The sequence below is a fragment of the Agaribacter flavus genome, from assembly GCF_042646125.1.
Taxonomy (GTDB): domain Bacteria; phylum Pseudomonadota; class Gammaproteobacteria; order Enterobacterales; family Alteromonadaceae; genus Glaciecola; species Glaciecola flavus.
In genome coordinates this window covers 30,749-55,830 of record NZ_JBHRSW010000039.1, presented here as the reverse complement: position 1 = coordinate 55,830, position 25,082 = coordinate 30,749, and the positions used below count along the sequence as shown (strand labels likewise).

General features: G+C 42.5%; 24 protein-coding genes. 9 read left to right on the top strand and 15 right to left on the bottom strand.

Features of this window, described 5'->3' with window-relative positions:
- Positions 1 to 114: 114 nt before the first annotated feature.
- Complete coding sequence (locus ACFOHL_RS15005; protein ID WP_376921059.1) at positions 115 to 297, bottom strand: response regulator; 183 nt, start codon at positions 295 to 297, stop codon at positions 115 to 117.
- 193 nt (positions 298 to 490) lie between these two features.
- A complete protein-coding gene (locus ACFOHL_RS15000; RefSeq protein WP_376921058.1) occupies positions 491 to 991 on the bottom strand; it encodes a DUF6491 family protein in 501 nt (166 codons plus the stop codon).
- 220 nt (positions 992 to 1,211) lie between these two features.
- Here ACFOHL_RS15000 and ACFOHL_RS14995 point away from each other — a divergent pair, with 220 nt between their 5' ends.
- Entirely contained in the window at positions 1,212 to 1,580 is a 369-nt protein-coding gene (locus ACFOHL_RS14995; protein WP_376921057.1) for a YbaN family protein, read from the top strand.
- A 144-nt stretch (positions 1,581 to 1,724) separates the two neighbouring features.
- Positions 1,725 to 3,566, top strand: a complete 1,842-nt coding sequence (recQ, locus tag ACFOHL_RS14990; RefSeq protein WP_376921056.1) for a DNA helicase RecQ — start codon at positions 1,725 to 1,727, stop codon at positions 3,564 to 3,566.
- A gap of 72 nt (positions 3,567 to 3,638) precedes the next feature.
- On the opposite strand, the gene ACFOHL_RS14985 is transcribed toward recQ, so the two are convergent.
- A complete protein-coding gene (locus ACFOHL_RS14985) occupies positions 3,639 to 4,652 on the bottom strand; it encodes a hypothetical protein (RefSeq protein ID WP_376921055.1) in 1,014 nt (337 codons plus the stop codon).
- A 107-nt stretch (positions 4,653 to 4,759) separates the two neighbouring features.
- Here ACFOHL_RS14985 and dcm point away from each other — a divergent pair, with 107 nt between their 5' ends.
- The gene (dcm, locus tag ACFOHL_RS14980) at positions 4,760 to 6,058 is read left to right on the top strand and encodes a DNA (cytosine-5-)-methyltransferase (RefSeq protein WP_376921054.1); all 1,299 of its coding nucleotides are present in this window, start codon (positions 4,760 to 4,762) and stop codon (positions 6,056 to 6,058) included.
- On the opposite strand, the gene ACFOHL_RS14975 is transcribed toward dcm, so the two are convergent.
- Positions 6,055 to 6,681, bottom strand: coding sequence for a glutathione S-transferase family protein (locus ACFOHL_RS14975; RefSeq protein WP_376921053.1), 627 nt, complete (start codon positions 6,679 to 6,681; stop codon positions 6,055 to 6,057). The two genes, dcm and ACFOHL_RS14975, sit on opposite strands and share 4 nt — an antisense overlap.
- 105 nt (positions 6,682 to 6,786) lie before the next feature.
- Positions 6,787 to 7,461, bottom strand: coding sequence for a type 1 glutamine amidotransferase domain-containing protein (locus ACFOHL_RS14970; protein ID WP_376921052.1), 675 nt, complete (start codon positions 7,459 to 7,461; stop codon positions 6,787 to 6,789).
- 127 nt (positions 7,462 to 7,588) lie between these two features.
- Between ACFOHL_RS14970 and ACFOHL_RS14965 the strand changes: the two genes are divergently transcribed.
- Positions 7,589 to 8,470: a LysR family transcriptional regulator gene (locus ACFOHL_RS14965; RefSeq protein WP_376921051.1), complete on the top strand. Its 882-nt coding sequence runs from the start codon at positions 7,589 to 7,591 to the stop codon at positions 8,468 to 8,470.
- 229 nt (positions 8,471 to 8,699) lie between these two features.
- Here ACFOHL_RS14965 and ACFOHL_RS14960 read toward each other — a convergent pair whose 3' ends face one another.
- Both ACFOHL_RS14960 and ACFOHL_RS14955 read right to left on the bottom strand, forming a co-directional pair.
- Positions 8,700 to 9,371: a glutathione S-transferase family protein gene (locus tag ACFOHL_RS14960; protein WP_376921050.1), complete on the bottom strand. Its 672-nt coding sequence runs from the start codon at positions 9,369 to 9,371 to the stop codon at positions 8,700 to 8,702.
- Positions 9,372 to 9,375: 4 nt separating this feature from the next.
- Positions 9,376 to 9,753 carry a c-type cytochrome gene (locus tag ACFOHL_RS14955; protein WP_376921049.1) on the bottom strand — a complete coding sequence of 126 codons (378 nt, stop codon included), beginning with the start codon at positions 9,751 to 9,753 and terminating at the stop codon, positions 9,376 to 9,378.
- Positions 9,754 to 9,895: 142 nt separating this feature from the next.
- Here ACFOHL_RS14955 and ACFOHL_RS14950 point away from each other — a divergent pair, with 142 nt between their 5' ends.
- The 4 genes from ACFOHL_RS14950 to ribA are packed head-to-tail and all read left to right on the top strand — an operon-like array spanning position 9,896 to position 15,333.
- Positions 9,896 to 11,350, top strand: coding sequence for a protein adenylyltransferase SelO (locus ACFOHL_RS14950; protein WP_376921048.1), 1,455 nt, complete (start codon positions 9,896 to 9,898; stop codon positions 11,348 to 11,350).
- Complete coding sequence (locus tag ACFOHL_RS14945) at positions 11,338 to 11,691, top strand: DUF3630 family protein (RefSeq protein ID WP_376921047.1); 354 nt, start codon at positions 11,338 to 11,340, stop codon at positions 11,689 to 11,691. Before ACFOHL_RS14950 ends, ACFOHL_RS14945 begins: the two co-directional genes overlap by 13 nt.
- 54 nt (positions 11,692 to 11,745) lie before the next feature.
- Entirely contained in the window at positions 11,746 to 14,661 is a 2,916-nt protein-coding gene (locus ACFOHL_RS14940) for an EAL domain-containing protein (protein ID WP_376921046.1), read from the top strand.
- Between the two features lie 54 nt (positions 14,662 to 14,715).
- Complete coding sequence (ribA, locus tag ACFOHL_RS14935; protein WP_376921045.1) at positions 14,716 to 15,333, top strand: GTP cyclohydrolase II; 618 nt, start codon at positions 14,716 to 14,718, stop codon at positions 15,331 to 15,333.
- 37 nt (positions 15,334 to 15,370) lie between these two features.
- Here ribA and ACFOHL_RS14930 read toward each other — a convergent pair whose 3' ends face one another.
- Together ACFOHL_RS14930 and ACFOHL_RS14925 are read right to left on the bottom strand one after the other, a co-directional pair.
- On the bottom strand, positions 15,371 to 16,336 hold the full coding sequence (locus tag ACFOHL_RS14930) for a carbon-nitrogen hydrolase family protein (protein ID WP_376921044.1): 966 nt from the start codon (positions 16,334 to 16,336) through the stop codon (positions 15,371 to 15,373).
- A 14-nt stretch (positions 16,337 to 16,350) separates the two neighbouring features.
- Positions 16,351 to 17,214, bottom strand: a complete 864-nt coding sequence (locus ACFOHL_RS14925) for an ATP-grasp domain-containing protein (protein ID WP_376921043.1) — start codon at positions 17,212 to 17,214, stop codon at positions 16,351 to 16,353.
- 85 nt (positions 17,215 to 17,299) lie between these two features.
- On the opposite strand from ACFOHL_RS14925, the gene nagA reads away from it, so the two are divergent.
- The gene (nagA, locus tag ACFOHL_RS14920) at positions 17,300 to 18,433 is read left to right on the top strand and encodes an N-acetylglucosamine-6-phosphate deacetylase (protein ID WP_376921042.1); all 1,134 of its coding nucleotides are present in this window, start codon (positions 17,300 to 17,302) and stop codon (positions 18,431 to 18,433) included.
- Positions 18,434 to 18,510: 77 nt separating this feature from the next.
- Here nagA and ACFOHL_RS14915 read toward each other — a convergent pair whose 3' ends face one another.
- From ACFOHL_RS14915 to ACFOHL_RS14890, 6 genes are all read right to left on the bottom strand, one after another.
- Complete coding sequence (locus tag ACFOHL_RS14915) at positions 18,511 to 19,467, bottom strand: hypothetical protein (RefSeq protein ID WP_376921041.1); 957 nt, start codon at positions 19,465 to 19,467, stop codon at positions 18,511 to 18,513.
- Positions 19,464 to 20,534: a VWA domain-containing protein gene (locus ACFOHL_RS14910; RefSeq protein ID WP_376921040.1), complete on the bottom strand. Its 1,071-nt coding sequence runs from the start codon at positions 20,532 to 20,534 to the stop codon at positions 19,464 to 19,466. The genes ACFOHL_RS14915 and ACFOHL_RS14910 overlap by 4 nt, the downstream gene beginning before the upstream one ends.
- Before the next feature lie 58 nt (positions 20,535 to 20,592).
- Positions 20,593 to 21,360 (bottom strand): MotA/TolQ/ExbB proton channel family protein, encoded by a 768-nt coding sequence (locus tag ACFOHL_RS14905; RefSeq protein ID WP_376921039.1) that lies wholly within the window; start codon positions 21,358 to 21,360, stop codon positions 20,593 to 20,595.
- Between the two features lie 72 nt (positions 21,361 to 21,432).
- Positions 21,433 to 21,564 carry a hypothetical protein gene (locus tag ACFOHL_RS14900; protein ID WP_376921038.1) on the bottom strand — a complete coding sequence of 44 codons (132 nt, stop codon included), beginning with the start codon at positions 21,562 to 21,564 and terminating at the stop codon, positions 21,433 to 21,435.
- 17 nt (positions 21,565 to 21,581) lie between these two features.
- Positions 21,582 to 23,603 carry an SUMF1/EgtB/PvdO family nonheme iron enzyme gene (locus ACFOHL_RS14895; protein WP_376921037.1) on the bottom strand — a complete coding sequence of 674 codons (2,022 nt, stop codon included), beginning with the start codon at positions 23,601 to 23,603 and terminating at the stop codon, positions 21,582 to 21,584.
- Between the two features lie 42 nt (positions 23,604 to 23,645).
- The gene (locus ACFOHL_RS14890; protein WP_376921036.1) at positions 23,646 to 25,082 is read right to left on the bottom strand and encodes a hypothetical protein; all 1,437 of its coding nucleotides are present in this window, start codon (positions 25,080 to 25,082) and stop codon (positions 23,646 to 23,648) included.

Here is a 25,082-nt window from a genome sequence, read left to right as displayed (position 1 = left end):
CCGCTGTTTTTGAATCTGCAACGCATCAAAAAAGCCTTAAAGTCAGCTGTCACAGAGGGTAGTAAGTAGTGTTAATCCATCTTATACTCCGTGAAACCCTTTTAGAATCTATCGTTAAAATGCGCTAGCCGTATGCACGTCCATTAAAATGATATCAGGCCTCAACGAAGCAAGTGAAGACAAAACTAGCTCACCCCTTCGGTGCCAATCTACACTAAACCCATCAGCCTGTATAAACTGCACCATTAACTGACCCAAATCCTCATCATCTTCAACCAACAAAACTCGCTGCTGCATATATTAAATTGCCAAAAAACAGATACCTGACTGACTTCTTACCAACAGAGGTACTTTTTCACTCACAAATCATTGGACAATACAGCATTGTAGCGTTTACTCGACGTCCTTGTCTTTATTCTTTAGTCTGTATATTCACAGAACAAAGCAGCGTTGAACCGATGAAGGTTTATGTAGTACTGGGAATCTTGCTCTAGTTATTGGCAATCAACACAGCTTCACTTTCAGACTCGGTGTCTTTGGTATTTTTGTCCTTTTTGTTTTTTTCTCGAAGTTCTTGCCTGATATTTAAGGTATTCTGATAAGCAGCAAAGGCAGCCTCTCTGGATTCAAAAGCAAAAATACTTTTAATTGGACACGATTCCTGAGAAGTTATCACTCTGTCTCGCCCCCCGCCGCACAGCTCAGTAAATGCGCCTTTAAACCCCACTCTAAAATCGGTCAGCAAAGAATGACATTGGTAAAGGGTAGTCGCCAAGTAATACTCCTCTTTACCAATTGCATCGATACTTATCACACTGTCCTCTAGAGTACCGAAACCGCGTATGTGCCGTTGCTCGATACAGGCTCGGCCGTCTTGTTGTGTCTCTGCCCTGAGAAGTTCATCAAATTTAGGTAACGGCGCTTCTGTGCTTACACAAGCACTTAATAACAGTGATGCGCCTACGGCAAGACTTGTGGCTAGAATTTTCATAAGATTCACCTCATTATTATTGCCCCCAAGCCCAACACTCAGTATAAGACACAGTTGACAGAGAGCGATTTAATATTAACACAGGCCGATTGGTGTCTGTTGAAACGCTTAACTACTACAATGCCTGAGTATAATATGAACACAAATAATGCCAATTAGTTTCATTATTCTTTGAATAATACATGATGAAAAACAGTTGGATTGGCAAGTAAGGTGTACAATGAGAGAGTTAGTAATAATAAGCTTATGGCGAATAGCGGCGGCTAGCGCACTGACACTAGGCATGATTGGCATCCTTTTACCGGGTCTGCCGACCGTTCCATTTGTTTTACTTGCCGCTTGGTGCGCCAGTAAAGGATGGCCAAAACTCGAAATTTGGTTGCTTCAACATAAAACCTTCGGCCAACACATTAAAAAATGGAGAGAACGCAGAGTTGTGCCACTAAAGGCTAAGTGGGCGTCTACGGTGTTCATGAGTATAAGCTGTGTTGTAATTTGGACTAGCCAAACAAACATATGGCTAGCACTCAGTATTTCTGTAGTACTTTTAGTTGTTGCTAGCTGGATATGGCACTTACCGAGTAAATAAAGCTTCTTTCAAAGTAAGGTAATACGTGCAAGCAACAAGTTTTGAACAAGGACAAATAGCCGCCGGTACAGCTATGATGGCACAAATCAAACGTGCTATCATGCACTAAAAATTCCACCAGATGTTTCTCAGAGCAGTGCCAATTTGTCTACCGAGTTAAATACATTACAAGAAAAAAGTTTACACGCCCTTAAACAAAGTTTTGGCTATGACAGTTTTCGCGAAGGACAATGGGAAGCCATCTCTGCCGTACTCAATCAACGCGATACACTAGTGCTCATGCCAACCGGTGGTGGTAAGTCGATCTGCTATCAGATTCCGGCTCTTGTGCTTGAGGGCTTAACCCTGGTTGTCTCTCCTCTTATTTCCTTGATGCAAGACCAAGTTCAACAACTAAGCGAACAAGGCGTAAAAGCAGCTTACTTAAACTCGTCACTATCAAAGGAAGAAGAACAGCGCATATATAAGTCTTTGGGAGACGGCGATATTCGCTTGCTCTATGTCGCACCAGAAAAACTATTACGGCACTACTTTTTGCAGCACATTAGCGAATTTGACTTGAGTTTAATTGCAATAGATGAGGCGCATTGTGTCAGCCACTGGGGGCATGACTTTCGACAAGACTACCGCGCTTTGGGTCAACTAAAAAATAACTTTCCTAATACCCCAATCATTGCCTTGACTGCGACCGCCGACACTGCCACACAAGCTGACATATTGCATCAGTTAAACATGCATGACCCCTTTGTTTACCGTGGAGGCTTTGATCGTCCCAATATTCGCTACAATTTACTTAGCAAATATAAAGGCTTTGACCAAGTTGTCAGTTTCGTTGAACAACAGGGTGGTAACGGCGGTATCGTTTATTGTGGCAGCCGAGCAAAAGTCGACGATCTTACTCTAAAACTACAACATGCAGGTATCCCATGTGATGGCTACCACGCGGGTAAAAGCAATGACGAACGCGAAGACGTACAAAACCGTTTTTTGCGTGACGAGTTACAAGTAGTGGTTGCAACGGTCGCCTTTGGGATGGGCATTAATAAGTCCAATGTTCGCTTTGTAGTACACCACGATGTGCCTCGAAGCGTAGAATCATTTTATCAAGAAACTGGGCGAGCCGGACGAGACGGTATGCCAGCAGAGGCCTTGTTGTTATATGATGAGCGCGATGCCGCACGGATCAAAAAATGGATTGCGGATGGTGCCACACCGGAACGGTTTCAAATTGAAATGCAAAAGTTTGATGCCATGCAAGCATTTGCCGAATCACAAACTTGCCGACGTCAGGTATTGCTCAATTATTTTTCTGACTATTTAGGCGAACCATGCGGAAATTGTGACATATGCCAAGATCCACCTAAAATGTTTGACGCTACTCGACAAGCCCAAATGGTATTGTCCTGTATTTATCGTTTAAAGTCTGACACCTCTGCACAATACGTTATTGATGTGCTTCGTGGAAAAAGCATTCGTAAAATCATCGACAATCAACACAATCTACTCAGTACATATGCGATTGGAAAAACAGAGTCTGACAACTATTGGCACAATATTATTCAACAGCTTATTCATCAAGGCTTAGTTTACATTGACATGACCCGCAACGGTATTTTGCAACTGAATGAAAGTGCAAGGCCGATATTAAAAGGTGAGAAGACTATCGAAATGGCATTACCTCGCCTGTCAGTAAGTGCTGCTAAAAAGAACAAATACGTCCCCACCAATATTGATAAACAATTATTCGCCAAGCTCAAACAATTGCGAAAACAAATTGCCGACGAAAACAATCTACCCGCCTTTGTCATTTTCAGTGATGCGAGCCTTGCGGACATGACAGCTAAACTTCCGACGTCAAAAAGCGACTTTATCCGAGTAAACGGCGTAGGAGAAACAAAACTAGAACGCTATGGTGAGCCGTTTATTCATTTAATTGAAGAGTACTTAGCAGCCAATAGCTCACACCTTGAAAGGTCGTTTCTTTAAAACAAGGACTTTATCTGAAACAAGGCTCAGATCAGCAGATCCGCCTTTAAGAAGATGTTGCTTGAGAAAAAGCTAGAAGTCACTCGCGATTCGATTAGCTAGGTTTGGTTCTTTCAACAATTGTCCTAAATCACTAGAAAGTGACGAGAGAGGTCTAATGAACTTTGTTCCATTGATATTGACCGGCAAATTGTCTATGCCATTGTAAAACCTCACCACTTCACTGTATGTGTTCGATTGGTCGTTTATTTGATTCTCAGATATTGGAATATCAGGCAAATACATTGCCAGAAAGCCAACTCTTTGGAAGTTGCGTATTTTCGCAGAACTAGTGAATTCGTTACTATCCGTGAAAAAACCAACCCCTATTATGTCAGTCGTATATCCGGACGCTAACAGTCGCTCACGAGCAAAATTTGACTTTACTGAAAGCCACAAATTGTTAGGAAGGCACATAAGTACAAAGTCACCATAGGATTGTACTTTAGGATTGTTTGTTTTGAAAAAATTCTTACCATCAATAAATCCTTCGAGTGCTTTTTGTATCAATGCCTCTGAAAAACTGCCTAAGTTTGATACGCCACTTTGCTGTTCACTCGGAGTTAATGGTCTAGTCCATCTTTGCCTATTTATCTGATCATAAAATGCTTTTGCTTGTACAAAGTTCTCGGCACTAATTTTTTCTTTCAAATGTACTTCTGCAGATTTAATTGCGATGGAGGCTAGGAGATTGACATTCGCAATCAAGTTACTAAATTCGGGAAAATACTGAAGAAAAAACATCAGCCCCCTGTGGGCTTTTGCACTTTTCCATTGTGGGCTTGAAATCGATTTTCCATCAATGCCAATTGTTTTTATTCGGGCAATAGTACCTTCGGGCACCCTATCGATTATCCCCTCTATCCCCGTCTTGATCGTATCAAAATCAATGTGTGAATATGTCTCGGTTTTTGGGTCAATATGTGAAACAAGTAACTGTTGCAAAGGCAATAAAAAATGATTATAGATTGATCTCGTATTTTCACTCTCTTCAGTATCGTATGGGCTAGTTGGCTCTGCTACTACTTCCATGTTCAATATCTTCATTTAGCTAACCTATTTGTCTGTATTTAATTTGCAAATTCCTTGTTGACTGTCTTTTTATACAGTGCTAATTTACAGGGTATAAAACCGGATAAGGAAAAACTGTCAAAATGTCAAAAGCGTCAGAAGAGTTTACGTCTAACGAAGTAAAAAGTATACGGCAGCGTCTGGGACTCGGCAGAACCGAATTTTCCAACTTATTAGGTTTGGGTAGACAAGGTGAAAGGACAGTTAGAGGATGGGAGCAGGGGGAACATAAGCCATCAAAAAAGAAACTAGAAGATATTCAAAACCTTGAATCAAAATTGCAAGCCGACTTAAATTCAGCTCCTTTTAGATGTAACTCGAATACTTCGAAGTTCAAGTTTATTGATCTTTTCGCAGGTATTGGGGGCATCAGATTACCTTTTCAAAAACTTGGCGGAGAATGTGTATTTACCTCCGAATGGGATAAATTTGCGCAAAAAACATATTTGAAGAATTTTGGCGAAATGCCACGCGGTGACATCACCAAAATCAAAACTTCTGAAATTCCGGATCATGATGTGCTTCTAGCAGGATTTCCATGCCAAGCATTCAGTCAAGCAGGTTTAAAAAAAGGCTTTAATGATACTCGCGGAACGCTGTTTTTCGAAATACAACGTATTCTAGCAAATAAACGCCCCAAAGCATTTTTACTTGAAAATGTTAAGCAGTTAAAAGGGCATGATAAGGGTAGGACATTAAAGACAATATTGAATGTGTTAAGAGGCGAATCAGTTGAACATTTAGGTGAAGAGCTCGATATTAGCACTGAAGCAAAAGCGACCCTAGGAAACAAATTAAACTATTGGGTAGATTTCAAGGTCTTACGCGCTGCGGATTTCGGTGTGCCGCAAAATAGAGAACGTATATTTATTGTTGGATTTGACAGAGAATATTTTGGTGATATCGATTTTGAAGGCATATTTGAATGGCCAACACCACCAATGTTGGATACCAAAGTTGATGATATCCTAGAAGATGATTTGATCCTTTCTCAAAGGCAAGACAAGTATACAATTTCGGACAAATTGTGGGAAGGTCATCAAAATAGGAAATTACAACATGCGGCAAAAGGTAATGGATTTGGTTATTCTTTGTTTAATCGCGATTCAAGGTATACCAACACAATAAGTGCTAGATATTATAAAGATGGCTCGGAAGTACTCATTGACCAATCGCATTTGAATAAAAACCCCAGAAAACTAACACCGAGAGAGTGTGCTCGACTTCAAGGATTTCCAGAAAACTTTATCATTGATGCGGTGTCTCAAGTGCAAATATATAAGCAATTTGGAAACTCAGTTTGTATGACTGTGATTGAACATATTGCTGATTCAATGCTTACATTTATGGAAAATTTTCAAAAGCAAAAGCAGGCAGCCTAAGGCACGCCATTGTTTACATATTCAGTGAATCCCGATACCTCATTAAAACTATTGAAGTAATTCATAATACAAGGGAATGCCGAGGGTTGACTCACCTTGCTTTCTATCCATCTGTTTATTGACAAACAGATGCCAACATCGGCAAGAGTGATGTGATTTGCTGCTATGTATTTCTGACCTGACTGCAATTGTCCCTCTAGTATTGCAATAAGTCGGTTCCAATTTTGGATGGATTGTGCAACTTGCTGCTCGCTAAAGCTGCTGTCATTGCGAAAGCGCGTTTGAAACACCGGTCGCCATGCGGCGTTTAAGTCTGAAGCCTGCCAATCTATCCACTGATTAATGTGCGCCCTTTTTATTGAATCTGTCGGGTAAAACTCATCATCATTTGCGTACCGTTCTGCCAGATATCGAATAATAGTGTTGGACTCCCATAAGACAAACTGGCTTTCGCCATTTGTATCGATGATAACAGGCGCCAATCCATTAGGATTAAGCTGGTGCAACACTTCTCTATCAAGCTTTTTGATATCACAAACTTTGTAGTCAACCCCAAGTATTTTAGATACCCAAAGGACTTTTCGTACATTTATTGAAGTGCAAGCACCGAATATTTCAATCACTTTTGTTCCTTCAACCAGTATTGTCGATAAATTGCATTGCCCCCCAAGGCATGTGCTCGATCCCTTTCCCACATAGTCTAGCCTCTAATAGGGGGCAAGAGCAATCTAAGCTACCAATGCCTCAACTAGCGCTTTGCCTACTGCATGGGCACTACTCGGGTTTTGACCGGTGATCACACGATCATCTTGAATCACAAACTCACCCCAAGGTTGTACCTTACTGTACCTCGCGGCATTGCGAGCCAACGATTCTTCCAACAAAAATGGGACATGATCAATTGTTTGATAATCAATTTCTTCTTCTCGGGTAAAGGCGGTCACTGACTTGCTCGCAAGTAGTTTTTCGCCTGAACTCAACACGATGGGAAGCAAGGCCGCTGGACCATGACACACAGCCGCTAAAATACCGCCAGTTTCGTAGTGCTCGGCTGCCAATTTAGCAAACTCGTCATTGCTTGCAAGGTCAGACAACAAACCATATCCGCCAGGATAAAAAATTGCCTGATAGTCTTTGATATCTAGCTGCGATACAGGAATACTGTTATTTACACGAATTTGAAACGTTTCGTCACTCAGTATCTTGTCATTGATATCGTCACCTTCTATGTCGGTACCGTAAATTGGCACTTTGCCGCCCTGAATAGAGGCGATGTCATAGTCAATGCCAGCTTCAGTCAATAAGTGCAAAACGTGAGTCAATTCAGGCGAATAGGTGCCATTTTCCTGCTCTGTATTGCCCAGCTTTCCGTGGTTAGTGACGGGAATAAGTACTTTTTTCATAGAGACCTTCTTTGAGTTGAAATGCTTACATAGTCACAATAATATATTATTTCTATATGATCGATAATATATAATATTTGCATTTTACTATTGCCATATAGCAACAATTAACAAGAGGACTCTAATCGTGGATAGTTTTGATGGTATTACTGAGTTTGTTGCCGTTGCTGAAAAACATGGATTTTCCGCTGCAGCGAAATCTCTCGGGTGCAGCAGCAGTCATGTTAGCCGGCAGATTGCAAGACTGGAACAAAGATTGGGATGTAACTTAGTGGCGCGCACAACACGCTCAGTTAACCTGACAAAGGCGGGAATACTGTATTATCAGCAGTGCAAAGACTTAGTAATTGGATTACAAAACGCCAACGAGCAAGTAATGTCTCAACAATACCGTTTAAACGGTGTATTAAAGGTAAGCGCAGCCGGCACTTTTGCTGAGCAACATGTTATACCTGCTCTCACTGATTTTGCAGTAGAACACCCAGAGTTAAAAATTGAAATTGATGTCAATAGTCGGTTGGTCAACTTTGTTGAAGATGGCTTCGACTTTGTGATCCGTTACGGTCAATTAAGTGATTCTGGTTTGGTCGCCCGAAAACTAGTCAATCGCACCATGTTAGCGGCCGCCAGCCCCGACTACCTCAAGCGCCACGGCACCCCTACTAAACCTGATCAACTAAAAAAACACACATGCATTATCAGTAATAATGCCCATTGGAATTTTGAAATTGATAAAACTGTTAGCAGTGTAAAAGTCGACGGAAAATTCCAATGCAACCATGCAAAAGCGGTGGTTAATGCCTGTGAAAAAGGGCTTGGCATCGCATATTTACCCCGAAGCAATTTTACCCAGTCAATTCGTCAAGGCACATTGGTTCCTATCCTAGAACCTTATTGGAATACGCAAATTAGTAGCTGGATTGTTTACCAAAACCGTCGATTTTTACCTATGCGAGCAAGGCTGGCAATTGACTATTTACTGGGGTACTTTTCCTCTTGGCAAGAGTAAAAGTTACTATACTTTTGGGCTATTAAAAATTTAAAACAAATTTTAGGGTGTTCACGGCGCGCTTACACTTAGACGTGCCCCTATTTTGCCGTAAAACCGCTACTAGTATATCCATATACGCTTTGATTTTTCATCCGTGAAAAATAAATTTTACGGCAAAATAGGGACACGTTTGAGTATAAGGATACTGTGAAGGGTTATCTACCTAAACAGCTCTATGGTAGCTATCTCACAGAGCAGACTCGGCTAATTTAATCTTATTTTTTGCTTGTTCGTAAGTGCTCTCGTTATTTAATCGTTCCACATACGCGCACATATTTGGATAATCCTTAATCATCCCTGAATTGTAAATTCTTTCCAGACCATAGCTCATATGTATATCAGCTAAGCTTATCTCATCTCCTACAAACCAAAGGTTGGCACTTAGATGAGCTTCAACATAGGCAAAGTTCCGTTTGATAACCTTGCCATAATACGCATCCATAATGCCATTAGTTATTTTGCTAGCAATACCCTTTATCAACCAAGGAACCTTGGTTTTAACTTTTGAGAGCACCAGTGATGCAACCAAAGGTGGCATAAAACTACCCTCAGCAAAGTGTGACCAAAACTGCACGTCGATGTAGGCTTTCGAATCTCGCGCAGGGAGCAAGAAGCTGCTCTCTTCGGCACATTGTTGAATGACATATTCGCAAATCGCACCCGATTCAGCGAGTAAAAAACCATTGTGTTCCAGCACAGGTGCAGCCGCCAGTGGATGCAGCTTTTTATAGCTTTCAGGAGTAAGATGCGTCTTTTGATCCCTGCCATAAGCTTTAATTTCGTATGCTACCCCGATGAGTTCAAGGAGCCAAACAATCCGCTGAGAACGAGAATCGGTGAGGTGATGTACTGTAAACATAAAATTACTCCTTTGAATCATTAGTAGCCAATTGCCCTGCAGGATCCATTGCAGCATAGTAGGCCGCTAAGTCAACAATATCTTGGTCACTCAAATCCTTTGCATGGGGTGTCATAGCAGCATTTATGCGAGTCCCCGAACGAAAAGCTTGCAACTGTAAAACGGTGTATTCGGCTTTTTGACCGGCCAGATTAGGGATGATAGGAATGGTTGAAATACCGTTATCGCCGTGACACGCAGCACAACGCTCAGCTTTAGTTTGACCTTGGTCTTCCATGCCAATAAGAGGCTTGTCTTTGCAGCTGGCTAGAAAACTGCAAGTCAAAATGATAAGTATGCCCATTGTCTTGTTTTCGTTAAACATGGCTTTGTTCCTTTTCACACTATCATTACTCCCTATAGTCTGATTTAGTTTACCCGTATAATGAACAACCTTAGACAACATTGCACTAGTGGGGCGGGACTATGTGATGTGCACAAGGATAAACAGCCTCTAATCCTTCCGCAATTAAATAAGGAAATATATGCAGTTATCCCATCGCTTTGCAGAGCAGCTTCCTGAGCTTTGTCATGCTGTAAAACCCTTTCCGGTCAAAGCGCCTAGGGTAGCCATGCTGAATAAAAGCCTAGCGAATGAACTAGGCGTTTCAACAGAATGCTTAAAAGGTGAGTATTTATTCAGTTTATTGTTCAATGATACGCATAATCCTGCGATCAAGAGTGTTGCCCAAAAATATGGCGGTCACCAGTTTGGACAATGGAATCCACATTTGGGCGATGGGCGTGGCGTTCTGCTCGGCGAATTAAAAACCCCAAAAGGCACTTTTGTGGATCTGCATCTCAAAGGCTCTGGGCAAACGCCTTACAGTCGACATGCTGATGGTCGAGCAGTACTGCGCTCAAGTATACGAGAATACTTAGCAAGTGAAGCGCTGCACAAACTCAATATCCCGACTTCCCGCGCACTTTGCTTAATCGCGTCGGAAGAACCCTTAAAGCGCGATTTCATGGAATCCGCTGCAATGATAATCAGAACCTGTCCAAGCCATATAAGATTTGGGCACTTTGAGTACTTTTTTCACAGTAAGCAGTGGGATTTACTCGATCAACTATTCGACTACTGTTTCACCTATTATTTCCAAACTTGCACGCGAAAAGACAAGCCTTACTTAGCCATGCTCACAGATATTTGTCAGCGTACAGGCCACATGATTGCCTGCTGGCAAGCCTACGGTTTCAACCACGGAGTAATGAATACCGATAACATGTCAATTCACGGCATTACCTTTGATTACGGTCCCTATACCTTCTTAGATGATTATATCCCAGGCTATATATGCAATAAATCTGACCACACCGGCCGTTATGCTTTCGACAAGCAAGCGAGTATCGCACTTTGGAATTTAAACGCGCTCGCCCATGCTTTTAGTTCAAAGCTCAACATAGACGAACTGAAAAAAGCACTTGCCACATTTGAACCTAGCTTTTTGCAACATTATCGCTATCTAATGCAACAAAGGTTGGGACTAAACACTAACGATACCGCCAGTAGTTCAGCATGCATAAACGGATTTTTAGCGCTGTTGCGCGACGAAGCTGCCGACTATCACCTTAGCTTTTTATACCTCACCGAACATTTGTTAGACATCGAAAAAGGCGAGGTAGATGAATTTGCCAAGCATTTCAAAAATTCCGATGCATTTTCTGAATGGGCATTAAAATACAAAAGCGTCCTCTTAAACGGGAAGGCAGATTGGCATACTATTCAAAATAGTATGTATCAAGTCAACCCGCGTTACGTCCTCAGAAACCATTTCATGCAAGAGGCCATTAACCGTGCCGAAACGGGAGACTTCACCTATTGCGACAGCTTGTTCAAGGCTGTATCACAACCCACTCTTTTTAAGCCAGAGTTTGAAATATTTTCTAAAGCACCCAAGCAAAACCAAAAAGGTATCGCTCTTTCATGCAGCAGTTAAGCCCAGATTTACTCAAAACAAGTCAATGTGTCATCATACAAAACGCAATTGTCCTAAAAGGACTAAGTCTTCCCGATTTTGAACATGCCACCCTTTGGTCAAAGCAGCTACTAGAATTATTGGGGCTTAAGTACATCGAAAGTGAAATATCTGCCGATCTCATTATGGTAGCAGCCAAATTTAAGGACGAAATGCTTTTTTTAAAGCTCAACTATACGCTTGAGGATATGTGGTTTGAACTCGCTAAACATCGCGAAAGTCTGTTCTTTCATTTATTCGATCATATCGACGCTAACTTAATGACAATTGGACTGTTTAATCCCGCCCTAACAATTAAATGAAAAATCAGGCAAAATTTAAGATAAGTGTTCACTTCCCATGTAAATTCTGGCTAAATGAGAAAAAAACTGAAAATGAGCAAGGACTTGCGGCATTTACTTTTTAGCTTTTTACTCGCAATCATAGCTTGGTCAAATGTAAGCTGGGCACAAACGGCACTTAAACCTGTCATCGCCGACTTTGATGCGTCCATAAATTTAGCAGACCGTACCGAGTTCTTATTGACTGAACAGAGTATGTTACTGTCCGATGTATTAAATAAATCGAATTGGAAACAGCATCGAGACATCGTCAATATTCCTGCCAATACCAGTTTATGGCTACGCTTTAGCGTGACTAACGAATCGACCGCCAATAAAATGCTCACCTTAATTGCCGGCAACACCTTTATTGATAGAGCTGAAGCATATCTGCTCGACGAGCAAGGGCGAATTATCCAATCTTCTCGACTTCTGAATGACTTGTCCAACAGTGCTAATCTGAGTCGAAATGGCTTTAAAATGAGTTTTACCTCCAGAGCAGAGTCTCGCTTTACGATATATCTGCAAATTCAGGATGATGGACTGAGTCTTATTCCGATTGAGCTTTGGCAGTCAGAGAGCTATGCCAAACAATCTAGTATGCGATTGATCTTAATCGGAGCAATGTCAGGTGGCTTGTCTTTGCTCGCCACCTATTTTTTGTTCACCTACATCTTGCGCAATGCCCCTTCTCGTTTTTGGTTTTGTGTTTTTTCAGTATCGGCCATGACAACCATGTTAAGCGCAGAAGGTATATTGCCGGTTTTGTTCATGTTGCCAAGCTTTGCCGCAGAGCTAACGGCTATCAGCTTGATATCGACACTATTTGCAGCCATAAAGATCACACGTATCGTATTTGCTCCGGTATCAGAAGTGTGGATACGCGCGCACTACGTCTTACTAGTTCTGCCGCTTGTTGGCATCGTATTGTTGGATGATTTTTATCAACTTATTGTGTTGATATCTTTTGCTGCGATTTTTTTCGCCAGCAAACTCACTGCGACCGTATTTTATCGAAAAGCCATCGATCTCCGCAGCGCAATCATATATTTTATAGGGTGGCTCACCTTGGGTTTAGTGGTTGCCATCGAGTTTTTTACCTTTATCCAACAGGCCAGTCATTTGTCTTTTGCCGCGCCCTATCCCTTTGCCTTGAGCTGCTTGGGGGTAATGCTAATAGGCGTAGCGATTATCAGTCGTGAACAGTCGATTCAAGCAAAAAACAGCGCCAATCAAATAGAGCAAATCAGTCATTTAGAACAATATAATGACCTGTTTCAGCATGCCGCGGAAGGCTTGTTTACTGCCTACCCTAATGGCGATTTTATTCACGTCAACCCTGCCATGTGCGGCTTGTTTGGCTATAAAAACAATACCGAATTTCTCAAACACAACAAGAATCTAGTTAACTTATTTGTCGACACCAAAGATGTCGATTTGCTACTCGGTGAATTGAGCATCCAACAAACCGTATTAGGCAAAGAAGTAAAAGGCAAACGTCGCGATGAAAGCGAATTTTGGTTTTCTATTTCTTGCCAACTAAAAAAAGTGAAGGATCAAACCCTACAATTTGGTTCACTATTCGATATTACAGAACGCCGCCTTCATCAAATAAACTTACAGTATTTAAACACGCACGACCAACTCACTGGCCTGTACAATCGTCGTCATTTTTTACAAATAATGACCGAAAAGATCGACAAATTTGCCGAATCAGGTCAGTCATTTGCACTTGTATTTCTCGATGTCGACCAATTCAAAATTATCAACGATACCTGTGGTCACAGCGCTGGGGATATTTATATAAAAGAATTATCTCTCGAACTTTTCGATGTAGTAAGTGACAAATACCCCTTTGCACGCTTGAGTGCTGACCAATTTGGGATTTTAGTAAAATACGAAGATGGCAACAAATTACGTCATTTTGCTTCTAAATTACTGGAAAAGGTACGTAATTTCGGCTTTAGGTGGGACAGGCATCTATTTAATCAAAGTGTGAGTATTGGCATTGCGGTGCATACAACAGAGGTATCCAGCGCAGAAGAACTATTAAGTTACGCTGATACGGCCTGCTTAATTGCCAAGGAAGGCGGTCGTGACAAAATTCATGTCTATAGCCCAGAGCTGGGAATGCACTCTTCTTACCAGCGCGAGTTATACTGGATCAATGAGGTTAGAAGTGCCTTAAAAGACGACGGGGTTGAACTATTTTACCAACACTACCGACCTTTAAACGAACAAGATGAGCGAGATTATTACGAGGTTTTGGTGCGACTACGCACTCAAGACAATGATTTAGTAGCGCCCGACTTTTTTATGCCAAGTGCCGAAAAAGCGCACATCAGTCACAATATTGATAAGAATGTCATCGAAAACTACTTTAAGTGGCTAAATACCCATTCAGAAAACATACTCACTTTGGCCAAAGCGAATATCAATTTATCGGGTTTTTCTTTATCTGACGACGATTTTAGATTTTTCTTACTCAACGCTTTTGAAAAATATCAAATACCTTACGATAAAATTTGCTTTGAAATTACTGAAACAATGGCGATTATTAAAATGAAAGACGCCATTGAATTTATCAACGAATTTAGGAAACTCGGTTGCACCTTCGCTTTGGATGATTTTGGTAGTGGTTTTTCTAGTTATAGTTATTTGAAAAACCTACCTGTCGACTATTTAAAAATTGACGGGAACTTTATTCGAGATATTCTTAGTGACAAAATTGACCTTGCTATGGTGACCTCTATACGCGATGTCGCCGAAGCAATGAATTTAAAAACAGTGGCTGAGTTTGTCGAAACCAGTGAAGTCATGGTTCAAGTAGGTAAACTTGGCTTGGACTTTGCGCAAGGCTTTTGTATTGCGCAACCCTTACCCCTGTCAGAATACACGTCATATACGCAGCAAGAGCAAACAGATAAAAAAATGTTGCATTCTAAGCTCTAGTCCCCATACTTAGCACACCTTACAAGCTACATACAAAACAAAGCGTCGAAGTAAATGAGTGATCCATCCCCCGCGTATGAATTTGTCAGTCGCGCGAAATTACCCACCCGATTTGGTGAATTTACTATTCACGGCTTTGTAGAAACAGCTACTCAACAGGAGCATGTCGCCCTATCTTATGGGACTTGGAAAACGAATGCTGTCGTCCCTATCAGAATTCACAGCGAGTGCTTAACTGGCGATGCCCTGTTTAGTACTCGCTGTGATTGCGGTTTTCAGTTAGAAAAAGCACTACAAAACATCGTCGAATATGGTCACGGCGTCATTTTGTACCTACGTCAAGAAGGGCGAGGCATTGGTCTGCTGAACAAAATAAAAGCCTACAGCCTGCAGGATACCGGTATGGACACGGTTGAAGCAAACGAACACTTGGGGTTTGATGCAGACCTACGCGACTACAGTATATGCAAACTCATGCTAGATACCCTAAGTATCCAAAACGTTGAACTGATGACCAACAACCCAAAAAAAATTAATGCCCTTAAAAAAATGGGCATTAATGTGGTTAAGCGTAAGCCTATTGATCACGGCGTTACCGATGACAATAAGCATTACTTAATGACTAAAACGGCTAAACTTGGTCACGTCTTCAACCCTGACAAACTCAAATAATTTTAGACGCAAGTAAGTCTTTCGAATTTAGCGCTATCTAATCTTTAAATCGCGCAGTCGTTTGCCTTTCTCGATTGACTATGAGTTGCGTGACATCTGGGCGAGAATAGTGCCCAACGGGATCAAAATTCTGTCGTTCTCTCAATACGTTTTTATGGTCAATCTCCGCAATATACAGCCCTTCGTCGCCCACTTGTGGCTCGATAACCCAAGCGCCATCGGGTGCAGAAATACATGAACCACCGTTTGCGATCAAATCCTTTGGTGCCTCAAGCAATGCTTCAATATATGGTGTGTCTGCTGGGAAATCACATTTGCGCATTAAGCCAGATACCGAAATCACATAACTTCGGCCTTCTTTTGCCAATACCCGCGTCAAATCATAGGTATTGTGCTCACCACCTGGCCAAATAGCCACATGCAAATCTTCGCCCTGCGCATATAAAGCAGCTCGAGGTAAGGGCATCCAGTTTTCCCAGCAATTTAAACCACCTAAAGTAAAGTTTTTAATCGGGAAGGTGCGTAAACCATGCCCGTCACCTGGTGCCCAAGTTAAACGTTCTTCGTAAGTAGGCATTAGTTTTCGATGTACGTTTTGAATGACGCCTGCTTTGTCAATGTATACCAAAGAGCAATAAATAGAGTGGCCACCGCGATCGGTAGCGCGCTCGGCAATACCTAGGATCACAGCAATCTCTTTTTCTTTTGCTAATTGGCAAATCGAATCCAAATGCCCCTCTTCAATATTGACCGCTTGCGTCAAATAATGCGCGTGGATCTCTTTGTGTTTGCTGGAATTAAATTCGGCACCACCAGTAAAATCGAGCCAAAATGGATACCCAGGCAAAAGGCATTCACCAAATACAACTAGGTTTGCGTCTTGTTCAGCTGCATCACTGATGTACGATTCCACTTTTTTCGTCGTCGCTACCCGATCTAACCATACAGGTGCAATTTGCGCCAAGGCGACTTTTAGGCGACTACAGCCCGTTAACTCTGCCATTTTTTCTCCTTTTTTTATCCGTATTTTTTGTGAATCAACGTGGCAAAACGCTCTGCCGAACCCTCGGCCATATTAAAATAAAGAGATGGTTCTATTAATTCGACTTCAATTATTTCAAAACCACGCTCAGTTTTCAGCATATCGATGCGCGCATATAGAGGCAACTCTGGTAATGACGCGAGTACTCGCATCGCCAATTTCTTCATTTCATCGCTTGCGTCAAGGGCTATCAATTGCCCGCCATGCTCTTCTTGTACCCTGAAATCCCCTGCCTTTGGCTGTTTCAAAATAGCATGACTATAATTTTTTTCGAAATAAAACAACGAGTACTCACCGACAGTTTCAATCGATTCTTCATAAGCTTGGACTAAAAAGGGGCGAATAGAAAAAACGCCCTCTAGCTCTTCCCACAAGCGCTCGAGCTTTTCAATATTCACTCTATAAGTAAAATCCGCATTCGCACTGACCAAGGGCTTGATAACTAGGTCATCGGTGTGAAAACGATGATAAAGCGACTTGAATTTTGAGTAATTGATTTTTTCTGACCATATGGACGGTAGAACAGGAATGCCTTTATGTTGCAGATTTTGCAAATAAGATTTAGACAAGTTCCAGCGCATCAATGACAAGGGGTTTTCAAGTATCGCGCTGGATGCATCTATCCGTTCTAAACAATTGAGGAAGCTCTCTGCATGGGCTTGATAGTCCCAAGTACTGCGTACAATAACGAGATCGAACTCATTGTAGTCGACCGCAGTATTCTGCCACGGTACGTCCCTTACCTCCCAGCCAAACTCAGCTAAGTAAGGTTTAAGCATATCATCATAAACAAAGAAATCGTCAAGATTGTCAGTGGATAAAAACGCACAGCGTTTCATGCCTAGATACTCCAACTATAAATTGCACATTGCACCGTTTTAACACAATATACTAAGCCAAACTACGCACTTTTTGATATAGGCAATGGCTACGACACGCTATTTTTGTAAAAACTTATATAACGGCGAAAACTGGCAACAGAATCGACTTATCATTGTTGCACAGGACATAATTCAAGACGTAATAGACGGTACCCCAGAACAAGCTGATAAGGTGCTTAGCTCGTACACAACGCCTGGATTCATTGATACCCAAGTCAATGGTGGTGGAGGTGAATTGTTCAATCATACCCCCACAGCCGATACCTTGATGCGCATGTTGAGAGCGCATGCTAAGTTTGGTACGACACAAATGCTGCCGACACTTATCACCGATAACTATGCTTGTATGCAGGCAGCAGCCGATGCGATGGCAAGTATGCAAGATATGCATCTCAAAGGTTTTATTGGTATCCATTTTGAAGGTCCTCACTTAAGCTTACCCAAACGAGGCATTCATCCTGCCAAGCAAATCAGACCAATCAGCAATAAAGAAATGTCGCTATTTTGTCGCAAAGATATTGGCCAAGTTTTACTCACTCTCGCACCCGAAACCGTGCCTTTAGAACAAATACATGCCTTACAAGAAGCAGGGGTCATTATCTCACTAGGACATTCAAACGCGACCTATACACAAGCTCTCTCTGCCATTGATGCGGGTGCAACTGGGTTTACACATTTATTTAATGCTATGTCTATGAGTAAAGCTAGAGACCCAGGTGTTGTGGGCACAGCACTGGATACAGAAAACACCTTTGCCGGTATTATTGTTGATACCCACCATGTCCACCAAGCCAATTGCCAAATAGCCATTAAATGCAAAACCCCCGATCGCTTGATGCTTGTGACTGACGCCATGAATCACGCCGACGCACCTGAGGCCGAACTTATATTTAACGGTGAACAAATTGTATTGGAAAATGGCAAGCTCACGACACCTGACGGTACCTTAGCAGGCTCCGCTTTAGACATGATTACCGCCGTAAAAAACACACACCAATGGCTAAACGTGCCGCTTGAGATTGCGCTTCAAATGGCTAGTACGAGTCCTGCAGCGTTTTTGGGGTTGTCGAAAAAGCTAGGGAAAGTTAAGGCTGGCTTCCAAGCCGACTTTGTTAGTTTTGACGACAACTACAAAGTAAACACGGCGATATGTGCGGGGAAATCGCTATTAAGTTAAACTTGAATCGGCTTTTATACAAATGAGTTAGTGACTAAACTACGCTAACTCGCTAAGCCTAGTTGTGTATTGAGCCACTACTTTTGCGCAATAAAGGTTCCATTGTTTTGCGCCGTTACCTCGCGCATCAATGTAGAAAAACGCACAAGTTCTTCTGTTAAACCAAAGCTAGTTTGTTTAAACCCTATGGCATGAATTCGGGCATACTTTTTACCATTCTGTTTGTTCGTATTTAACGCGTTAATTTGCGCGAGCGTTGCATCATATGAACCACCACTATAATCATCACCAAATACATATAGCGCTAAGGATTCTGTGGTTTTGCCGTAAGTACGCAATGCAGTTTGAATACCTTCGACTGGCGAAGAATTCGACGAGCCACGCCAAGAGCGCATCGCTTTCAGTACAGCAGAACGGCTGGTTGGCGTATCAGAACGCCACCGCCCAGCCGAGGTTTTTAATAAGTATTGACCATTATCAGACATGATCTGAAATCCCTTTACTTGCGGGTGTATTTCAAGGACTTCATCCAACTTATTCATCACCTTCTGCCAGATACTTTTCATACTACCGGATGTATCCACAATAAAAATGACGTAATCACTGTCTACTGGGATCCCACCTACTTCTTCGTCGCGCTCTTTGGCACTCCCGACTGAAATAGCCGCGCGTTCACGCATCAACTTCACACTCTCTAAACCACTCGCTTTGTCGGTTAAGCTTTGGAGATCTCGTTGCGCCCTTGCAATTTTCGCTTCTAAGGCTTGCGCCTCTTTTTTTAGACTCGCGCTTTGCGCCTCAGCTTGATTTTGTAGTGTGTGCTCACTATCAACATCATTTTCAAGTGCAGATACATTCGCCTCTGCCTGAGTCAAAGCTCTGAGTAGACTTGCTATTTGACTAAGATCGCTATATTCCCCCTCTTCACCATTTTGCGCGAGTAAAATTAGCATGACGACCGCGCCAAACGCGCAGGAAATTACATCCAAAAACGATAAGCTAAATACCTCAATTGGCGCACGTTGTTTTTTCATGGCCAAGTACTCGCTGGCGCAATAAAGGTTCCTTGAGTGCGTTCTGCCCAACTCCAATAGGCACCGGGCGCGGTTGGATCACCTTCCAGAGGCAACAAAATGATATTGGTTCTTACCCCCGCTAAAGGATTTGTGCGCAAGGTATGTGCAAAGGCCTCCATGCGGCACTCTCCGGTGATCGTGCTTTGTAAACCTTCGATGGGTTTACATTTTCTACTTTGAGGAAAACCACTGTTTTTTTCCACCAGAGTGGGCAAACCATCTGTGATCACATATAGGTCTGTCATATTAGGAAAAGTGCGTGCCATATGTTTTAAAGCGACTTCCAGATTTGTCCCCTCACTGGGGGTCAACTTGTTAATATCGCTTATAACAGCCTGCAGATCGTCGGTACTGCCAGCACGATTGATGGCGCGTTTACCCATTACCTGAGCTTTATTATTGAAAGCCATGACAGAAAACTCTGCATTTTCAGGAAGTCGAGCCAATAGCCACCTTGCTATTCGGAGCGTCCGTTGCCATTTTTTCCCTTGTCGTTTGTCCGTATCTGAGCCGATTTTTCTGCGGATAATACCAATCAAGGCTTCGTCTACCATAGAGGCACTCGTGTCAACTAAGATGCCAATGCCTTTTCCCTCGACTTTTAATCCTAACAAATACGACTCTTCTTGAACATTAGGCGTACTGATCACATCGTCCGCTGTTTGTGGCGCGACAGCAGCAATCGCTGAATCTAAGTCTGCAACTACAGTAATTTGATCTTGGAGCGCTTTTGACACTGCCTCTTGTTGGACTGTTAATTGTTGAATACGGGCGCGAAGTGCCTCCACTGTCGCAGTTTTCGCTGCGGTTATCTGTGCTTCGTCTTGTAAACTTTGTGCTAAATCATCTGATTGGTTTTCCAGTGCAGCAAGCTCCTGTTGCAAGCGCGCTAACTCCTCTACGGGAACATCCGTATTGCTACTGAACTTTACAAGAATGAGTATAAGAATTACTGCACCCAGCCCGCAGGCCATGACATCCAAAAATGCGAGGTTAAAGCCTTCTTCTTTGCGGCGTTTATTCATACCAACAACTTAAGATAGTGTGATTTGTCAAACCGTACTCAAACATCATGAAGCTCAATTATTGATGCAGGTGAGTAAGCAGATGTTTTTCGCAGTTTTTACGCGTATTAATAACCATTTCGTCTTGTCTATTGTTGAGCACGTACAAGATATACATCAATATGATAGAAATGATCAGCGATACCAGTGTCGAATTAAACGCTACCCCCAACTTGTCCACCATGCCAGAAATATCACCTGCTACCGCTTCTTCCGCTTTGGCAAGCGCCGAACCGATACCCCTAACAGTACCAATAAAGCCAATACTTGGGATCGCCCAGATTATGTAGCGGATCATACTGTTTCCCGACTCAAGTTGAGCAGCCAAGGTATCGACACTGTCACTGATCGCATCCGCTGCATGCTGGACATTTTGCGTATTTTTAAAACGCTGTAAGCAATTGATCCACGTTTGCATGGACGAATTCTGCGCATAGGCACTGGATTCTAGGGAAGAAAGTGCATCGCTCACATCAAGCTGCGCAGATTTATCGTAGTTGGCCAAATAATCCATTGTGAACAAAGGCTCTTCTTTGAACACTATGCGTTGGTATTTGTAAATGATTAAAAAAGCGCAAAACAAACCGATACTGACACAAGCCTGCTGCTCAAAATCTTTGAAAATAACCCATAAGTTTGTCGTTGCGCCACTTCCTTCACTGAGCACCGCAGCTGCCGCACTAGGCCGAACAATACCTTGGTAAAATAGGTGTACAAGGGCAATAATAGCAATGAAAACCACCATGGATACCAAAGGCGATGGATTCATATTTGCGTTGTTTTTCATTTATTTTTCTCTTTATACGGTTAACTTCGACTGTCCGATTGGTAAAGACCGCCTTTTACTCTGGCTATTCGATTAAATATCACTGGGCAAGGTCGCAGGAGAATCGAGACTAATTTGCACAGCCGCTGCTACCGCAGTCAAACTAATGCAAAAGCCGAGTAGTAAAATAATTCGCCAAATTTTTTGGCGTGGCATCTTTTTCATATCTTTACCTCAAAAGGCTAGTCATATCTGGCAATCCTAAACCCAATGGTGGGGGAAGCACTGCCTGCGGGTTCACGGTAGGCGGCACGTAAATCACGCAAACGACCCGTGGTATAATTTCCGCCCTTCGTGACATGTAAGTCTCCACTTTCGGGACCCATATAATCCACGTACAATTTTGAGGTGTCAGGTAAGGTCGTTGTATAACGATCGTGCACCCACTCACTGAGGTTACCCGCTATATCAAATAGGCCTAATCTATCTGCACGATAGCTTCCCACGTCGGCGACCCCTTTGTGTTTGTCTTCAAATTCTTTCAGATAAATCGCTTGGCTCCCTTGCAATTGCTTATCACCGAAATTACCGACATTTGTGGGGATTTTATCTGCATTTCCCCACACATACACGGTAGAGACCGATCTCTTTGCTTTTTTTGCTAACCATTCCCACTCAGCTTCGGTAGGTAAACGATAAGCGCTAGAGCTTGCGTTCACAGAAACCAAACGATTGCCTTGAAAACGATAAAAAGGGGGCAAACCTTCTTTTTCGCTTAACCAATTTGCAAACTTTGCCGCTTCCTGCCAAGTTATGTTGCGAATAGGCTTGTTGCCGCCAGAGCCTTGCCCTAAGTATGCAGCATACTGTTTTTCAGTAATTTCGTGTTTTGATACCCAAAAAGGACGCTGTAAATCGACTTCTATCTGGTGCTCATTCCGTCGACGACCGGGCTGATTTACTGCTGAACCAAGAGTAAACGTTCCACCCGCAAACTTACGCATCTCTATACCCAAGGTACTGGCAAAAAGTGGTAAGCCCTCTGCTCTGCGAGCTTCAAACTCCGTCATCAAATCAACAGAAATCGTCGACTGCTTATTAGCCTCTACCCTAAGCTTTTGGGTGACCGCTCTGTACCCTGCTTTTTTCACGCTCACGCTATGAGACACCGCAGGCAATGTGATGGTCACGGGGCTAGTACCTACTCGTTTATTATCAACAAAGACCTCTGCTTGGGGCTGCGTTGTAACAAGCAAGGTGCCTTTTGCCGGTTTTAGTTTGATGTTGACGGTTTTTGTCTCACCAGGTGTCAAACTAAACTTCTCGTTAAAGGCATAGTAACCAGGCTTAGTATACTGTATTTCTATCGTTTCACTCGCGTTGACTTGATGAGTGCCTAATGCTTTCTCTAGTTTGTTTATAAGCAAGTTGCCATCCAGAGGTACAGCACTCACTTGCACCTTGGCTTGGAGTGGTTCAAGTATATATTGACGCTTTTGCTTGGGAGTCTGCCAACTGATATCTATAGTATCCGAGATCGGTTGATACCCCTGTGCTGACACATTAACTCGATACGATCCGCCTTCGACAGTATGTCTAATATACGGACTTTCCTGTTCAGTAAAACTATCGCTGCTGACGGCGATTAACGCGTCATTCACACTGCTTGATAAATCCAAGCTACCTTTTACAGACACTAGTTCAGGAGACAAGTTGTATACTTCGCCTTGCGCCAAATCTAAACTCATTTCCTGTGGCTCATAGTAAGGGTGTTCGAGCCTTAATCGGTACGCACCATGAGCAATGGCATAATCAAGTTTATTACCAACATGGATAAGTGTGCCATCAATATACCAGTTCGCGTCTTTATCTGAATGTGATGCAGTTTTATCTGGTGGAAAAGCGAGACTTAAATCCACTTTTATTCTGGCTGGGCTGGGCGGAAGTTCGATCTTCAAGTTAGGAGGGGAATCTTCAGTTATATTGACAACAACCGCTTCAAATTTATCCGCAGACACACGCAAACTGGCTTTAGTACCCAGAATGTACAGGCTGTTGTTGCGCCTAAACACCTTGCCAGATAAGACACTCGTTGAATAATCATTGTTGATTATCTCAGGTGCCACTATTAAGGTATACCCCTTAACAAAAAACAGCCAAGTAAACACCAGCACTAACAAAACGGATGTAGAAACACCAATCAATAGATATGACAACACGCCTTTTCTTTGTGCCTGCTTTATCCTGTTGTCTAATTCTTCCAACTGCTACGCCCTATATATGCTGTTTTCACCATGTTAGCCTTGCTAAATTTCACTCGTGTTTGCTATGCGCACAATGTTCGTCGCATTTCGTTTAACTTGGACACTGATACGCTCTGTTTTAAACCCTTCTCGTTTAGCTTCAAAAGTATAGGTACCCGGTGTTAAACGAATATTTTTTTGCTCTACTTTTCCCACGTGGCCGACACCCAATACCAGTATATAGCTTTGCCCATCCGACTGGATATTTACCTCAACCTCTGACTGATACTGTTCCAACGCGGCAGACAACTTACCGATTTCGTTTGCTAATGGCGCAGAGTAAATTGAAAAAGGGAGGGCTTCTTTAAGTCTGTTGATGGCAATTTCTCTTATCCCTTCATCTTCCAGACGGTCAGTGTTAGCAGTCAGCGCTTTAATTTTTTGTTGATGCTCGAGAATGTACGTAGCTTTTGCCAGTGTTTCTTCAAATACTCGTGTATTTGGATGCACGTTTAAATTCGCTTGCGCGCGTTTTGCCACTGCAGACCAGTCTTGAGTTTCAGCCAGTTTCTCTAGAGCGGTGATACGACTTAGTAAATCCTGTTCACGCTTTAATGCGCTCAATTTGGTATCTAAGGATGTGATACCCAAAGCCTTGCTATCGATACGTCTGGCTTCTTGCAATAGCTTGTCCGCACGGCTTATTTGCTTATTTGAAATTGCCTTGTCTGCTTGCTGCAATACCTCACTTAAGCGACGTTTTTTGAGTATTTCTTCTACTTTTTGTAACTTCTCGTTTTCGCTTGATAATGAAGGGTCGAGTGCAAGGATTTGGCGCAAAAAATCACGTTGTTTGGCATAGTTGTTTTCAACTTCGGCAATCTGCAATGATTGTTGCAGCTCCTTTACTTCAGCAAAACTACTCAACTTAATATCTAAGGTTTCACCATCAGGATCTGCGGGGGCAATGTTTTTCGCTTGATTGTAACTAAGCTGGGCTTGCTGAATTTTACCTTCGTCCAGATAACGCCATGCATTCGCAATGCTTTCTTGATAATCGTTTTGCCATTCCTCTAACAAAGCCCGAATTTCTTTTTCAAACTGCTCTGCAAGCTTGAGCGCTTGCAAAAAATCAGAGGCGGCGAAGCTCGACAAGGCTTGATTTTTGATGCCCAAAGTCTCTGACAATCTCGTCCCTGCCCAATCGGCAAATCCAGCCTGATCTATTTCAGTAGAAAGCTCCGCGTCAAATGCCGCTAACTTTTGCATCACCTGTTCACGCCATTCCTCAGTCGACACGCTTTTTTGTTGGCTTTCAGATACTTCTTCCACTTCAACAAATTCGATATTTTTGTCCGTTAAATGCTGCCAGATGACGTAAGCCAGCAACATGACAGCAATCAGTGCCAAACCGCCCCACACACCTCGTTTCAATTTTGTTTGCAGAGCGCGCTGGCGAGCGGCTATCTGTTGATCAGCTGATAATTTTTTATTGTCCAC

What these genes read in the sequence shown, in the direction of transcription:
- ACFOHL_RS14950 (WP_376921048.1), top strand. Translation starts at nt 9,896, where the DNA reads ATGCAGTTATCCCATCGCTTTGCAGAGCAGCTTCCTGAGCTTTGTCAT.
- dcm (WP_376921054.1), top strand. Translation starts at nt 4,760, where the DNA reads ATGTCAAAAGCGTCAGAAGAGTTTACGTCTAACGAAGTAAAAAGTATA.
- ACFOHL_RS14970 (WP_376921052.1), bottom strand. Translation starts at nt 7,461, where the DNA reads ATGAAAAAAGTACTTATTCCCGTCACTAACCACGGAAAGCTGGGCAAT.
- ACFOHL_RS14900 (WP_376921038.1), bottom strand. Translation starts at nt 21,564, where the DNA reads ATGAAAAAGATGCCACGCCAAAAAATTTGGCGAATTATTTTACTACTC.
- ACFOHL_RS15000 (WP_376921058.1), bottom strand. Translation starts at nt 991, where the DNA reads ATGAAAATTCTAGCCACAAGTCTTGCCGTAGGCGCATCACTGTTATTA.
- ACFOHL_RS14960 (WP_376921050.1), bottom strand. Translation starts at nt 9,371, where the DNA reads ATGTTTACAGTACATCACCTCACCGATTCTCGTTCTCAGCGGATTGTT.
- ACFOHL_RS14910 (WP_376921040.1), bottom strand. Translation starts at nt 20,534, where the DNA reads ATGAATAAACGCCGCAAAGAAGAAGGCTTTAACCTCGCATTTTTGGAT.
- ACFOHL_RS14915 (WP_376921041.1), bottom strand. Translation starts at nt 19,467, where the DNA reads ATGAAAAAACAACGTGCGCCAATTGAGGTATTTAGCTTATCGTTTTTG.
- ACFOHL_RS14905 (WP_376921039.1), bottom strand. Translation starts at nt 21,360, where the DNA reads ATGAAAAACAACGCAAATATGAATCCATCGCCTTTGGTATCCATGGTG.
- ACFOHL_RS14945 (WP_376921047.1), top strand. Translation starts at nt 11,338, where the DNA reads ATGCAGCAGTTAAGCCCAGATTTACTCAAAACAAGTCAATGTGTCATC.
- ACFOHL_RS14940 (WP_376921046.1), top strand. Translation starts at nt 11,746, where the DNA reads ATGAGAAAAAAACTGAAAATGAGCAAGGACTTGCGGCATTTACTTTTT.
- ACFOHL_RS14930 (WP_376921044.1), bottom strand. Translation starts at nt 16,336, where the DNA reads ATGGCAGAGTTAACGGGCTGTAGTCGCCTAAAAGTCGCCTTGGCGCAA.
- ACFOHL_RS14995 (WP_376921057.1), top strand. Translation starts at nt 1,212, where the DNA reads ATGAGAGAGTTAGTAATAATAAGCTTATGGCGAATAGCGGCGGCTAGC.
- ribA (WP_376921045.1), top strand. Translation starts at nt 14,716, where the DNA reads ATGAGTGATCCATCCCCCGCGTATGAATTTGTCAGTCGCGCGAAATTA.
- ACFOHL_RS14985 (WP_376921055.1), bottom strand. Translation starts at nt 4,652, where the DNA reads ATGAAGATATTGAACATGGAAGTAGTAGCAGAGCCAACTAGCCCATAC.
- ACFOHL_RS14925 (WP_376921043.1), bottom strand. Translation starts at nt 17,214, where the DNA reads ATGAAACGCTGTGCGTTTTTATCCACTGACAATCTTGACGATTTCTTT.
- ACFOHL_RS15005 (WP_376921059.1), bottom strand. Translation starts at nt 297, where the DNA reads ATGCAGCAGCGAGTTTTGTTGGTTGAAGATGATGAGGATTTGGGTCAG.
- nagA (WP_376921042.1), top strand. Translation starts at nt 17,300, where the DNA reads ATGGCTACGACACGCTATTTTTGTAAAAACTTATATAACGGCGAAAAC.